Origin of the sequence: Flavitalea sp., assembly GCF_035489435.1 — a bacterium.
GTDB lineage: Bacteria > Bacteroidota > Bacteroidia > Chitinophagales > Chitinophagaceae > DATHKG01.
Map to the genome: position 1 here is coordinate 41095 of NZ_DATHKG010000071.1, position 14312 is coordinate 55406.

The 14312-nt window shown below is 40.6% G+C and carries 12 protein-coding genes; 5 read left to right on the forward strand and 7 right to left on the reverse strand.

What is annotated here, in order from left to right; genetic code table 11:
* Positions 1-19 precede the first annotated feature (19 nt).
* Positions 20-583 (forward strand): hypothetical protein, encoded by a 564-nt coding sequence (locus tag VK664_RS11365; protein WP_461398777.1) that lies wholly within the window; start codon positions 20-22, stop codon positions 581-583.
* A gap of 86 nt (positions 584-669) precedes the next feature.
* Here VK664_RS11365 and VK664_RS11370 read toward each other — a convergent pair whose 3' ends face one another.
* From VK664_RS11370 to VK664_RS11395, 6 genes are all read right to left on the reverse strand, one after another.
* A complete protein-coding gene (locus tag VK664_RS11370; RefSeq protein WP_461398778.1) occupies positions 670-1032 on the reverse strand; it encodes a Dabb family protein in 363 nt (120 codons plus the stop codon).
* An 81-nt stretch (positions 1033-1113) separates the two neighbouring features.
* Positions 1114-1710, reverse strand: coding sequence for a nucleotidyltransferase family protein (locus VK664_RS11375; RefSeq protein WP_461398779.1), 597 nt, complete (start codon positions 1708-1710; stop codon positions 1114-1116).
* A gap of 30 nt (positions 1711-1740) precedes the next feature.
* A complete protein-coding gene (locus VK664_RS11380) occupies positions 1741-2877 on the reverse strand; it encodes an XdhC family protein (RefSeq protein WP_461398780.1) in 1137 nt (378 codons plus the stop codon).
* 81 nt (positions 2878-2958) lie between these two features.
* Positions 2959-3621: a YdcF family protein gene (locus VK664_RS11385; protein WP_461398781.1), complete on the reverse strand. Its 663-nt coding sequence runs from the start codon at positions 3619-3621 to the stop codon at positions 2959-2961.
* 153 nt (positions 3622-3774) lie between these two features.
* Complete coding sequence (locus VK664_RS11390; RefSeq protein WP_461398782.1) at positions 3775-4008, reverse strand: hypothetical protein; 234 nt, start codon at positions 4006-4008, stop codon at positions 3775-3777.
* A 91-nt stretch (positions 4009-4099) separates the two neighbouring features.
* On the reverse strand, positions 4100-6736 hold the full coding sequence (locus VK664_RS11395; protein WP_461398783.1) for a PQQ-dependent sugar dehydrogenase: 2637 nt from the start codon (positions 6734-6736) through the stop codon (positions 4100-4102).
* Positions 6737-7021: 285 nt separating this feature from the next.
* On the opposite strand from VK664_RS11395, the gene VK664_RS11400 reads away from it, so the two are divergent.
* The 4 genes from VK664_RS11400 (at position 7022) to VK664_RS11415 (ending at position 12661) form a co-directional block, all read left to right on the forward strand.
* Positions 7022-10114 (forward strand): hypothetical protein, encoded by a 3093-nt coding sequence (locus tag VK664_RS11400; protein ID WP_461398784.1) that lies wholly within the window; start codon positions 7022-7024, stop codon positions 10112-10114.
* A 138-nt stretch (positions 10115-10252) separates the two neighbouring features.
* The gene (locus tag VK664_RS11405) at positions 10253-10720 is read left to right on the forward strand and encodes a Dps family protein (protein WP_461398785.1); all 468 of its coding nucleotides are present in this window, start codon (positions 10253-10255) and stop codon (positions 10718-10720) included.
* A gap of 241 nt (positions 10721-10961) precedes the next feature.
* Entirely contained in the window at positions 10962-11543 is a 582-nt protein-coding gene (locus tag VK664_RS11410) for a putative glycolipid-binding domain-containing protein (protein WP_461398786.1), read from the forward strand.
* 83 nt (positions 11544-11626) lie between these two features.
* The gene (locus VK664_RS11415) at positions 11627-12661 is read left to right on the forward strand and encodes a GntR family transcriptional regulator (RefSeq protein WP_461398787.1); all 1035 of its coding nucleotides are present in this window, start codon (positions 11627-11629) and stop codon (positions 12659-12661) included.
* A 1161-nt stretch (positions 12662-13822) separates the two neighbouring features.
* Here VK664_RS11415 and VK664_RS11420 read toward each other — a convergent pair.
* Positions 13823-14312, reverse strand: a 490-nt coding sequence (locus VK664_RS11420; protein WP_461398788.1) for a hypothetical protein, incomplete at its 5' end; no start/stop codon positions are given.

Here is a 14312-nt window from a genome sequence, read left to right on the forward strand (position 1 = left end):
GAATTTTAAAACTCAATACATGAAAAAATATTTTGGAAATTTCACGATAGCAATTGCTTTGATGTTGTTTTTAAACGCATGCAGCAAAGAGGTTGCAGAAGAAGACAATGATAACGAGGTGGTAACTACGCTTGAACTTCATATTATGGAGCGTGTAACCTTTAACCATTTCATTTATAAATTCGATGATCCCGATGGTTTTGGAGCAGGTTCTGCTGCACCGGTCATTGATGTAATAAGACTATCGCCGAATAAAGTCTATGACGTAGAGCTAAAATTGTTTAACAAAACTGCCAACCCTGTTGAGGATGTGACAGCCGAGGTAGAAGAGGAGGGAGCCGACCACCGGTTTTATTATTTACCTTCTACCAGCTCAAATATTACAGTGAATAATTTCAGTAATGATGGAAATGGGGTCCCTGTTGGAATCATGAGTACCTGGACCACCGGTGCTAAAGGAGCTGGCAAAATCCGGATTGTGCTCAGACATTATCCGAATGGTTCAAAAGCCACGGATGACCCGGTAGACAGTCCAAAGTCAAGTACGGATGTGGATACAGAATTTACCACTTCGGTTGAATAATTAAAAATAGAAAACGGTCACCGCTTAAGCAGGTGGCCGTTTTCTATTTTGATTATCCTGATAATATTCAGAAATATTTCAATGATTTATTTGACCCAATAGTCTACCACGGTTACCTTGTCAATATGCGGCCCGGCAATTTTAGTGAATTCTACATGTTTTGGATGTACCAGATAAGCATCGCGGTCCTTTTCACTTGCAAAAGTAGCTAGAAAACAATGTGTGAGACCCTGGTTCAAATTTTCAGGACTGTTGTTTGTACCCCACTCAAATGACTTGATCAACGAAATGGTTTTTGAAAGGCCGGCAAAAGCTTTCTCTATTTTCGTAACATCTTCTGCTGATGAAGTTTCTTTAAATTTAAAAAGTACTACATGACGTAAACTTTTACCAGAACCTGATGAAGGAGTTGTTTGTGCATTAACCTTATCTGCATTTGTAATTGCCATAAAAATTATTACGATTAGAACTGAACATGTTTTTTTCATTTGATGATACTTTTGATAAATATAGGAAATATATGTTCCGCTTTAGTTTCTCCTGTTTTGAAGCAAAGCATATTGTTCTGGAGTGTCTATATCAACTTCACCTCCCGGTAATGCGAGCTTTGCAACCTGATGATCATGACTACGAATAATGTCCCTTGCTCCTTTATCAGTTTCAAGATTTAGCAGGTCCTTAAAAAAAGTTTGATCAAAGAGTGCCGGAATTCCGGCAGCATCCTGGTACGAAGAAGCCACAATTGGTTTACCAGATTGCTCGTGCAGACTGACCAATGCTTTTAAATGTTCGCTTGTCACAAAGAGTTGGTCCACCGTCATGAAAATAGCAGACTTTATCACGGGATAAAGATTTAAAGCAGTCTTCAATCCCAGGGCAATAGAAGTGCCCATTCCATCTTTCCATTTATCATTTATAATACTCAGACGCGCGGCCTGTGGCACCTTCTTAAGTATAGTAGTTGCATTAGCTCCGAGTACAACACAAACTTTGTCGCCGGCTAAGGCTGAAGCTAATTGTATTGAACGTTCCAGGAACGTGATACCTTCATAAATTAACAGTTGTTTAGGTTCGCCCAGTCTGCTGGATTCACCCGCAGCAAGGATCACAATTACAAATTCCTGCATGTTGTTAAGTTTTATGAATGTTGTTAAGTTTTATCTGAGTGAATTGGAAGAAGCATGTATTGGATCAGTTTTGGTCCTGAGTTTTGTTCCAAACTTCTCGTTGATTACAGCATTGATCTCTGCACAGATAGACAGGGCAATTTCTTCTGCATTTTCAGCACCGGTATCAAGACCTGTTGGTCCGTAGATTTTATCGAGTTGCTCACTGGTCAGTTTCTTACTTTCATCCTGTATCTCACCCAGCATTTTAATAGTCTTTTTTCTTGGTCCGAGTATGCCAATATATATTGTTGGTGTTGCCAACAATTGTTTCAACAAAGTAAGATCGTAATTATAATTGTGCGTCATTAATAAAAAGACAGTCCTGTCATCCGCCACAATCTCATCAAGAACCTTTGATGGTTTAGTAACCAGCACCCTGGTGGCAGTAGGAAAGCGCGCAACGGTCGCATAATTTGGTCGTCCATCGGCTACTGTCGTTTCCCAGCCCATGGTATAGGTTATAGAAGCAAGCGGTATCACATCATTGCCTGCACCGATGATAACTATTGACAATGATGGTAATGCAAGGAAAAACAGCGAATCGAATTTTGATTCGATTAGTTTAGCGACAATAGAAGACTCTCCTTTACTGAAAACTGATCCGGCCTGTGTTCGTAGCAATTCAAGTTGATTATTATCTGTGACTGATGATAATTCGGGGCCATTTTTCTGCAACAAATATCTTGTTCCTGCAGATTTGGATTTACGATCTTCAAGCGAAAAGAGCGTGGCAAGTACAGCCGGTTCTCTTTTGCTGAACAGCTGTTCGATCAGTTTTATCGGATTCAATGGTTCCGTTTCAATTACTGGTTCAATCAGAATCTGGATGATTCCGTTACAACCCAGGCCAATTCCGATCTTTGAATCATCTTCATCACTGGTGTCGTAGGTTACGACTACCGGGTTCGCGTTGGCAATCACCAGCAAAGCCTTGCGCAAAGCATCGCCTTCCAGGCAACCACCGCTGATTGCGCCAGTCAGCATACCATCTTCCGTAATCAACATCCGGGCACCCGGCTGGCGGTAAGAAGAACCTTCGATATGAACAACCGTCGCGAGGGCGGTACGTTTATTTTCATTAACCGCTTGTTTGTGTGCCTTCACTATTTCTCTCAACTCTTTCATGATATCATTTTTGTATTGCAGTCAATAAACGCAGTTAGTCGGTTCCCTGTTTAATCTTAGATTTTGAAATCTATCTTGTTCTTAATCTTTCATCAGGTGTTTATCAAAGCCGGATGATATCAGTAGCTCACAAGCAGCCCATACATCATCCGGTATTTCCTGGTAAATCTGAAAACCCTTTGCGGGGTAGAACTTGATCCGCTGCAAATCACCGACCATGATGTTTATAACTTTTTCAATTGGGATTTCATTGTTTGGATAGTCTTCAAAGCTAACCTGGGGAGAGGTAACAATTAACTGTTTCTCCGGCCAGTTTTGTTTAAAGGTGGCATAACTTCTTCTCTCCATATAAGGCTTTTGAACAAGTAAAAAGGTATCCGGATCCAGTTCATGTTTTTGAAGAAGTTTTTGTGTGAACTGGATATTTTCGCCGGTATTAGTGGATTTGTTTTCCCGCAGGATAACATGATCCGGAACTCCCATTTCAATGGCTCTTTCTGCAAAAAGATCAGCTTCAGAACTGGTCCAGGTTTCCTTCGTAAAGTTTCCCAGCCCTCCTGAAAATACCAGTAGTGGTGCATAACCCTGGAGATACAGTTCCGCCCCGCGTTCGGCGACCCGAAGATCGTGGCTACCAAGTACCAATATGCAATCAGACTGCCGTGGCTGATGATTCATATGATGATAATCCCAAAGCAGCTGAGCTTTTTCCAGGATATTCAATGTCAATGTTGATGTTAGCATTTAATTTTTCCGTGTTTATTTAATTTTTTTTAATTCAGCTAAAAGAATTTTTCAATTCAGCTAAAAGATTTTTTTAGCCGAAGCTAATCAGAAGATGATGAAAAATTGTTTCTGCCGAAAATTGTTTCTGCCGATTGGTCAGCAAATATTTCTTCATTCGGTTTTAAGATATTTGTAAACTGATTTCTTGTAAGAAGAAAGGTCAGGTAAAGTGGTAAAATGCTCGAATGGATCTAATTTTCCCATTTTGTTTTTCCTTGCAAGATGAACAGTTGCACCATTTACAATTGCACTTTTAGCTTTTTGAAAAATGATTTCAAGCTCCTGGATATCGTTGATCATCTGTAGTTCTTCCACGCGACCTACATCAATTGTAAAATCCTCCATTGTTGCAATTTAAACAAAAAAAGATCCGCTTTTTGGGCGGATCTTTAAAATTCATATTCCTGTGAAGAAGGCTTTTATTTATACAGGATTCTTATAGTTTTTGCAATTTAACTACCTGACTGATATGGGTACCACTTACCTTGAGGTAATACATACCGGCCTGTAACATACTCATATTGATATTAATTGAATTGTTCCCTTTGCTCACTGTTGCTCTTATTTGTTTAATGACTTTGCCTGTATTGTCGGTTAAATCTAATTTCACTGACTCAGCTGCTATAGCATTTATATCAATTGTTGCCAGGTTATAAACCGGGTTTGGACGGGCGGTAACAGTTCCTTTCTTGTTATTTAATCCAATAGAAACTATATCGGAATAGCTATACCCACCATTAACATCATTGACTTTTAGCCTGTAGAAAACTTTTGAACCTGGCATTGATGTAACCGCAGGATCCGTCGCCTGGTAATTATGTTTAAATGAACCTCCTTGTGCTTTGACAGTAGCTATTGAATCAAAATCGAGCCCGTTCAGTGATCGTTGTACAATATAATTTACAGTATTTTCTTCTTCCTGGGTTATCCATTTCAATTGCGTAACACCATTTACAAGATTTCCGTTGAATTTAATGAGACCCAATGGTAATAATGCCGTGGAATTGGCAATATAAAAAGTTGAAAAACTGCTGATAGTTACATGAAGTACATACCCATTACTATTTCTTGTTAATTGGTAGTTATTTATTACCGGTGCTATTGCACCAGTGATACTTGCCGCACATGGATCGCTGTTCTTAAAAATGCCAAGATTTGAAACGCCCGTTATTCCACTTGGCTGGTTCAGCGAGTTAGTTGCATCTTTCAAGTCGAGAAACTCTTGTTCGGTCAGATAAATTCTAAGATTTACATCGGAATTCGGTTGTGTTTGAGGGGTTATAGTCAGGCTCCTGTTGAGATAAAGTAATTTGTTTAAGCCGTATTCACGCAAACTGCCGGTTTTAACATAGAGTGAAGTAGAAACATTTCCGAGATTATTTCCGTTTGCTTTTATTTCTGCCACAATGTTGCTGTTGTTATCAGTTATCGGAACCCAGTAGTTATTATTGGCGGTATTAATGTTAATTGTATTCGCAGCCTGACAACTATTGGGTGTACCAGCCGCGATATCTACGATGTCGGGCAGGGAGCTTGTATTTCCAATGTTCTCATACCCAAGAAAAGTATATTTTTGAACGCAACCTGCACAAGCGCTGATGATAGGGTTGTCCGTTGTGGGGCCAGATGTAGAGGAACTTCTGTCGATCACGGCAAACATTGATTTTCCATCCGGTGAAAATGCAATGTCCCTGAACCTGTTTGGACTTCTTAATATACCAATGGTATCATAAGGTGCGGTTTTCTTTACGGAAAGTCCGTCCGGATTCAACTGCAATCTTAAAATTTTTCCACCTTTCAAGGTGCCGGTTAAAATTGAATTTTTCCATCCCGGGATCATGCTGTTTGTGTAGATGTCCATGCCGGAAACACCTTCTGATGCCCAATAGCCATTTTCATTTTGTGGTTTATTTCCGGCTTTAGGGTGACCGACAGGAAGGTTGGCGTTTGTATAAATGTGCTGAATCGTCCACAGTGTTGTAGAGGTGCCTTTAGGAGCGGCATAGAAAGAATATAAAGGTTCCCCATAGTTGGCTGCACCAATAGTGTTGGTGATGTATGTGTTTTCATTGGTTATTGCGGGAAGATTACTTGCCAATGGTCCGGCTTTGGCACCATCATAATTACCGTCATTATAACCAATTACATTCGGGTGGCCATAATTTATTGCCTTGTCAATCAGGTTAAGTTCGTCATCACTGAAAGGTCCATGACTACTTCCATATAAACGTCCGACACCATTAACGACACCATAAGCAAAGCCCTGGTTGTTTCGGATGCCAATTGCATATACAGCATTCTTTTTTCCATAGGCAGTGTAGGGATTGTCATTTGGGATCCATTTATCAGAAAGGTCTGTGTCAAGGTCTTGTTCCAGATTGAATCGAAGAATTTTCCCTTCATAAGAGTTTGTGAACTGGGCTTTATTTGTCCTGGCCTGATTGTCAAACTGACCGGCTCCCATATCTCCAACTGCATAAAACAGGTAATTTTTTCCATCAGGTTCTGGCTTAATAATAAGCCTGCCGGAATTATGATCATTACTACCGGTAATCGTATCGCATATTGCTATAGGGCTTACCAGGGAGGTACCATTGAATGTAAACCGAACCAGCCAGGTTCTGAATAAATGCCCGGATACATATTCTGTTTTATAGGTTTGATTTTGCCCGACATAATCATGGACATAAGCTATATATACATATTTTTTTGGAGTGACAGGATCCATAAAGTCGGGGTGAAGTGCTAATCCCATCAATCCACCCTGAGGGGCGGGGGATGTCCAGGTTTTTCGCCATGAATTTGGTGAAATAGTGGCCAGGTCCAACACCGTAGTGCCCGTGCCGGTGGAGGGATCTAATCTTTGAATTTTATAACCCTTTGATTCCGTAATCCAAAGTTTCCCATCAGATCCATAAGTAATTTCCCATGGATCGTTAAGACCAGGTGTTGCATCTACTAAATCTGTTCTTTGAAAAACTTCGCCCATCCGGCTGCCGGGCCCGGTTAGTTGTGAGTGTAATTGATTTGAAATAATAACAAACGTTACCAGGAGTAATAAATAATTTTTCATTGGTTTGGATTTGGATCGGTTTAGATCCACTAACGGCATTGGGTAAATAAAATTTTGTATTTATTTAGTTATTTATCAAATTATTATTAGGAGGATCTAATTAATAATTAGATCTGCATAATAATAAACACTTAGCTCCGTTTCACTACCTGATTGAAAATATTCAGAGGTAAAATTGATGCAAAACCCGTCTCAAAGCGAGAATTAGTATTTATACGTTGCATTTAGCGGAATCCCGCAATACCTTTGATTAGAATAATCCCTAATATATTAACCCGAATACCCGTGAAACCTAAAATTAATCGTGCCTGGCTATTGCACAGCGTTTTTCTCGTATTGGTTTTTATTTGCCTGGCCCAATTCAAGGCTTTTGCACAGCCAGCAAATAATTTATGTGCAAATGCTACTCCACTTACATCTAAGGCAACTTGTATTGAGGATCCCGGGAATGTTTACCAGGCGACATATACCGCAGCATCTGGTGCATCAACCTGCGTAGCGGGTACTGACAGATACGATGTCTGGTTCACTTTCGTCGCCCAGTCAGTCAATCCTACGATTACCATATCAGACTATAACAATACTTATTTTGCAAATCCAAAAGTTCAGGTTCTTTCAGGAAGTTGTGGAAGTTTTGTAAGTATAGGCTGTGGTAACGATTCTTATACAACACCAAACTTAAACACCGGTCAGACTTATTATATAAGAGTTTTTTCGACGACTAACACTTTTCCAAATACCCTGGCCCGCGGAGCATTTAGTATATGCATTGATGACCCTGCGCGACCTGCTAATGACCTCTGTACAGGGGCAACTGGTTTAACTGTAGGCACTGGTACTAACTGTGGTACTACCACAAACGGAACGCTGTTTAATGCGCTTCCAACTACTGGCATTACACAGAACTGCGGTGATCCAAATTCGCCGGATGTCTGGTATTCTTTTACTGCTACTGCAACTACAAGATATCCCGAAATCAGGATTGATAATCCTGGCACGCAATTCAGGGCTGCCGGACTACGTCTCCAGTTGTTTGCCGGTACATGTGCGGGCCTGGTACCAATAAATTGTACAAATACAAATAATGATGCGTTGTCTGTGGGACCGGCCGGAGCTCCGCTGGCGGTTGGCACCTATTATGTCAGGGTTTATAGTAATGCCAGTACACAAAATGCAAATTCCTGGAATTTCAGGATTTGTATCCGCAATTCATCTGACCCATCGGTACATAACGGGAAGACATACGTGAATATCACTAAAGGATCCAACGGTGGTACTATAGAACCTGATGATGAACTAGAGATAAGATCGGTTATCAATGTTAAGACAAATGCTACTTTCAATACAGTTTTTACTGACAATGTACCCGCAAATACCACTTACATTCCAGGTTCTTTACGCATACTTACAAACGAAGGAAAAACCTTCAGGCAATGGACAGATATAGCTGACACCGATGCAGGACGCATTGTTGCCGGAACCGTTACTATCAATCTTGGAAACGGAGCTACTTCAACAACCGGGGGTAGTATCCGCAATACCGACAGACCCAGCCTATTTGGTGGTGAATGTATTCTGATCGCTTCATACAGGGTGAAAGTAAACTCAATCCCTTATGGTACCGTGCTTCAAATGGGCGGTGGTTCTATTTCTTATAGGCGGCCCAACAATACGACTACAACAATAGCTTTTTCGCCTATCCCGGCTGTAGTTTACGCGAACTATGGAATTTGCACAAATACAATAGGCTCAAACGGAATTATTTCGGAATCAGGCGGAACCTTTGGCTCTGGTCCTACCAAGGACCGGATTGCCTCAACAAAGGTCCCCTTAAACTATGCATATGTACCTTTTGGTGTGGATGCGCCCGGCGATTATTTTTATGGTATTTCAAATAACACAAGTGCTAATGCTACAACCGACTATTCCATAAATCGCCTGGAAACAGATGCAAGCAAACGTGTTTTTGATGTGTGGGATATTATTGGCGATCATACCGGGGCTTCGGACCCATTGGAAGGCAACGATCCGACACATGTAAATGGAGGGCAGAGTGGCGGGTACATGGTTGTGATTAATGCAGCATACCGGGCAGATACAGCATTTCAGGATACCGTTAAAAATCTTTGTCCGAATACTTCCTATGAGTATTCTGCCTGGTTCCGCAATATCTGCCGAAAGTGTGGCGGAGATTCAACCGGTGTAGGAGCCACAGCTTCCACTTACATTCCCACGGGACCTGGTGATTCTTCAGGGGTTCATCCAAACCTTACATTCAACATTAATGGATTTGATTATTATACAACAGGGGATGTGTTATATACCGGTAAGTGGATTAAAAAAGGGTTTACTTATCGAACGGGTCCTGCGGAAACGCAGATGGTAATCAACATCCGTAATAATGCTCCCGGAGGTGGAGGAAATGACTGGGCAATTGACGATATCGGTGTAGCCACCTGTTCGCCTTCACTCGTAATGAATCCGGCCGCACCTGTTGTAAATGTATGTTATGGTGATGGACAAAGTATGTCGGCTAACGTTGTCAGTTACTATGATAATTTTACGCACTGGATCTGGGAAAGAAGTGTTGATAGCGGTACAACCTGGGTGAGTACAGGATATGGTGGTAATACCACGCCTGTATACAATGGAACAGAGCATGAATATACTGCGACAGGTCCTTCTGTGATCGGGGATTCATCTACACATAAAAATCTGTTTAGATTAAGAGTGGCAAGTACAACAGCAAACCTTGCTGATATAGATTGTTCATTCCGCGCAATCAGAACCATCCAGGTTATGGTTCAGAACTGTATGTGGGTGCTTAAGACGAACCTCACAAATGTTTCAGGAGTTCTTAAAAATTCATACGGCATAATCGATTGGACAAGTTCAAATGAAGAAACCGGAATTCAATACAACATCGAAAAAAGTAGCAATGGAACTAATTTCGAAGTAATAGGTTCAGTAAATGGGAAAGCACCTAAAGGTTTTGGTGAAAATTATTCATTCACAGACCCCGTTCAACTTAAAGTGGTTACTTATTATCGCATAGCGATAAAAGAAAACGGACAGATAAAATACAGCAGGACCATCTTGTTAAGCCCCGCTGCAATTGAGTTCGAAGTCAAAAATGTTGTTAACCCTTTTGACAGCCAGCTTAGTTTTGATTTGATCGCCCCTGCAGACGGGACGGTAAAAATATCCATACTGGATAATTATGGCCGGACTATAAAATCAATAAATCATAATGTTTATAAAGGAGTGACGCCGGTAAAACTAAATGACCATGGAGCAATCAGTAATGGAATCTATAGTCTGAAGGTTGAATATGGAACAGTTTCAGTGTTCAAACGAATGATAAAAGTTAATAAATAAGTTCAGCAGCAATTCTTAATTTCAGGGGCGCAATTTTTAAAAATTGCGCCTTTTTTAATTTCAGGACGCCTTTGCGATGCAGCAGAAAATTCAATAGCAACGGTAAAGGATCTGCAAATTTTCACTAAAACAAACAATATGATAAATCAAATCGGAATTGAAGAAACAAAATCAAAAGAACTGGCCAATAAATTAAATCTGCTTTTGTCTGACCTGCAATTGTTTTATATCAATGCAAGAGGCTTTCACTGGAATATCAAAGGGAACAAATTTTTTGAACTCCATCTAAAGTTTGAAGAATTATATACAGATGCCCTGACAAAGGTTGACGAGGTGGCTGAACGTATTCTCACGCTTGGCAATAAACCCCTTCATTCTTTTTCAGATTATCTGAAAAATGCTACGATAAAGGAAATCACTGATATTTTCGACGGAAATAAGGCAATTGAAGCCGTGCTCGATGGTTTTCGGATCCTGCTTGATGGAGAGCGGGAATTACTTCACCTTTCCTCCGAAGCAAATGATGAAGGCACCAATGCACTCATGAGCGATTATATCCGGGAGCAGGAAAAATCTGTCTGGATGTATTCAGCTTATCTCAAATAGAAAGAGCAATTCAATTCTTGGATTGATTGATAATCAAAACTGATTCATGGTAAAAACTGATTCATCGCAAAATTGATTCATCGCAAAAACTGATTCATTGCAAAAATTGATTCATCGCAAAAATTGATTCATCGCAAAACTGGTTCATCGCAAAAACTGATTCATCGCAAAATTGATTTATCATCAATTGCTGATTTATCTTAAATAATTGATTTATCATCAATAAAACCTCGTGATAAAAATGTCTGCAATTCAAACCCGGGTCTGGAAAGGAATTCAATTCAACACTTCGGAATACCTGAAGCTGACATCTTCCGCAACAGATCAGGAGGTCAGAAGTTTTATAACAGGAGAAGTAGAAGGAATCCCTGTTCATATCGAATACCAGTTAAAGATAGATTCTACATGGAAAGTGAGTTTTATTTTCATAAAGTTGATAAGTGACACTGAACAGGAAATCAGATTGTCAAGTTCAACAGCAGGCGGCTGGCAGGCAGATGGAGTTAATATGCCTGGTCTTGATGCCTGCACGGTTCCCGATATTTCATTCACGCCGTTTACAAATACCCTTGCCATAAAAAGACTAGATTTACAAATTGGTGAACAGTCAGAAATAACAGTGTTGTATTTTGATCTCCCGGAACTAATGCCAAAGCCTATGCGACAGCGGTATACAAGATTGGACGACCGGGTTTATATGTATGAAAATGTTGATTCAGATTTTAAAGCTGTTTTGAACATCGATGAACAAGCATTTGTAGTTGATTATCCTGGTTTATGGAAAAGGGTAGTTCTATCTGAATTTTCGTCTGGAAGCTTATGACTCTTATGACCAGTAATAAATTAAATTTTATCAACTCCATGGTTGTTTTTATATTTTTGTTTTGATAAGAGTTTTAAAAGCAAATGATGACTACCATTGATGTATTGAAGAAGCTTTCAGTTGACCCCTTTTCGTCCGTACCGAAATATCTGCAACTTGCTGATTCAATCGTTTCCTGTGTGAGGGAGGGCAGTTTCAAAAAGGGTTTGTTGATGCCTTCTATAAACGATTTAAGTGACGAACTGGAAGTTTCCCGGCCCACCGCTCAAAAGGCTTATAAGCATCTTCAGAAAATAAAAGTGATGGATTCAGTACCCGGAAAATGTTATTTTATTACCGGTAATACTTCTAAGTCTTCATTACTAATAGCGATTTTCTTTAACAAGCTTAGCGCTCATAAAAAAATTATTTACGATGCTTTTGTTAAAGAAATGGGTGAAGGTGTCACAGTCGATCTCTTTATCTACAATAATGATTTCACTTTTTTTAAAAACCTCATAGAACAAAAAAGCAGGGATTATACACATTATGTGATCATACCTCATTTTCTGAATAACAGGAAGGAAGCCGGCAAGATCATAAACAGGATCCCAAAACATAAACTGTTATTGCTCGATAAAAAAGTGGATACCGTCGCCGGCGAGTATGCTGCTGTTTACGAACATTTCGAACAGGACATTTATAAAGCGTTGGAAGAAGCGCGTGCATCCATCAACAAATACAGGACGATAAAAATTGTATTCCCTGCCGACAGCTATTTTCCGGATGAAATTCTACAGGGTTTCAGGCTTTTTTGCAAAAAGCATCAATTCAAATATGTAATCGTAACTGATCTTTTGAAAGATGTTACCATGAAAGGTGATCTCTACATAACGTTGATTGAAACGGACCTTGTGACTCTTGTTGAAAGGATAGTGGTTCAAAAAATTGATCTGGGTACGGATGTTGGCATCATCTCATATAATGAAACACCTATAAAAAAAATCATCCGTGATGGTATTACAACTATCTCTACTGATTTTCAGAAGATGGGACAGTTGGCAGCCAGGCTGATTCTCACAAATTCCCGGGCACAGGTGCAGGTGCCGTTTTCGCTGATCAAACGGCCATCGATTTAGTGTCTTCATTTTACACGTTCATGGCGTTCACTCGGTTATTCACTTCGCCGGATGGGCCTTTCGGTTGGTTTGATTTGCCGCTGTGATTCCTGGTTAATACCATTGTTCATACTGCTGGTGGTTCTTGTCTCCGATCAGCTTTTTGTTCCCTGATCGGCTTTGTTAACCATTCTTTCAGCGGTAGTTGCTGCCCCGCCCTGATCGGCTTCAGTAACTCCGAACAGGAATCGAAGGTGGCAAATCAAACCAACCTCAGGCCCATCCTGCACGTTCCAACCCCGATCACTTAAGCGGATATGCGACCAGCACAACAAAATTCAACATTCACTTATCGCAGTTATCAGGATTGCAGTCTCTGCATTCCATTATTAGCACTTCAGTTGTCAGCATTCCGTTGCAGCATGCAGTTTTCGCTATGCAATAGTCTCAATTGCAATTATCCTGATAAGCTTCTCTTTGCTTCGCTGAACTACGCTTGTCGAATTATACTTCAACTTCAACAATTCAGATGTAGATAATTCAGATTTAGATATTCAGCTGTCGACATTTCTATTTTATCTCCCTCTATTTCTGTGTTTGAAACCACCCACTTCAATTCGCCAGCAACGTGAACCTGGCCTTTACCAATGATACATACCAAAATAAGAATAGCTGAACATTGCATTGCAACGTAAAAACGTTACCGCGTTACTTAGTTGCAAGCCTTACAGGTTGCAGTTCTACTTCTTTAGTCCAATGTGATCCTTCCAGTCAATTGCAGATCCCCAGCTGAAGCCCTTGATATATTAGTTAAAGCGATTAGCACTATGAATGCTTTGATGATACCGGCAATGAATTTAACTATGCGACCTGCAATGGAGGAATAGTAAGAAGTGTTATGACTGGTCGCATAGTCCCCCAAATGGATGAGTGAGTTGGGAGTGGGATGGTGCTTTTGTTTGGCCTTCGTACCGTGGTTGGAGTTACTGCAGCCGATCAGGGCAAAAAAGATGATCGGAGACAACAGCAACCACCGAAATCAGGAAACAAACTAACCACGGGACACAGCCAAACAAAAGCACCATCCCGCTCCCAACGGTGCGAAGGAATGAAACAAACTGTTGCATCATAGTGCTGGTCCCATGCAAGAGTACAAAGACTATAATGATGAATCAACGAGCATCACGCATGAGCTATATAAACAAGAGCAAAATCCTGCGGCCCCTGCGGTACATTCGCTGCAATCACTTCGAACTTCCAGTTACCAGCCACAGGTTTGTTTATTAGCAACGATTCAACATTGTTGTTTGCATCAAAAGTCGTTACGCCATCCACACCTGTATTGCCTGTATATTTTTTTCCATTTGGAGCTGTGACAACCAGGTTTAAATTATTTACAAGTGCGCTGCCAGGATAGTCGGAGTACGCCAATACAATTTTCAGCGCCACTTTATTTGAAAGGATCTTAACAGTCAACGCAAGTGATTGACCCGTGTTCAGCGATTTTTTGGATTCGATAAACCAGGCTTTGGCGGGGCTGGTTGGTGCTACGATATTGTCTACGCTGATACAACCAAATCCCTGGTGGTTATCTGCAGGTGCTGCCGCAGCGCTGATTCCCGGTAATTTATTTGCTCCGGCAATAACAGCTGCCTTCAATAAAGCAGCGGTA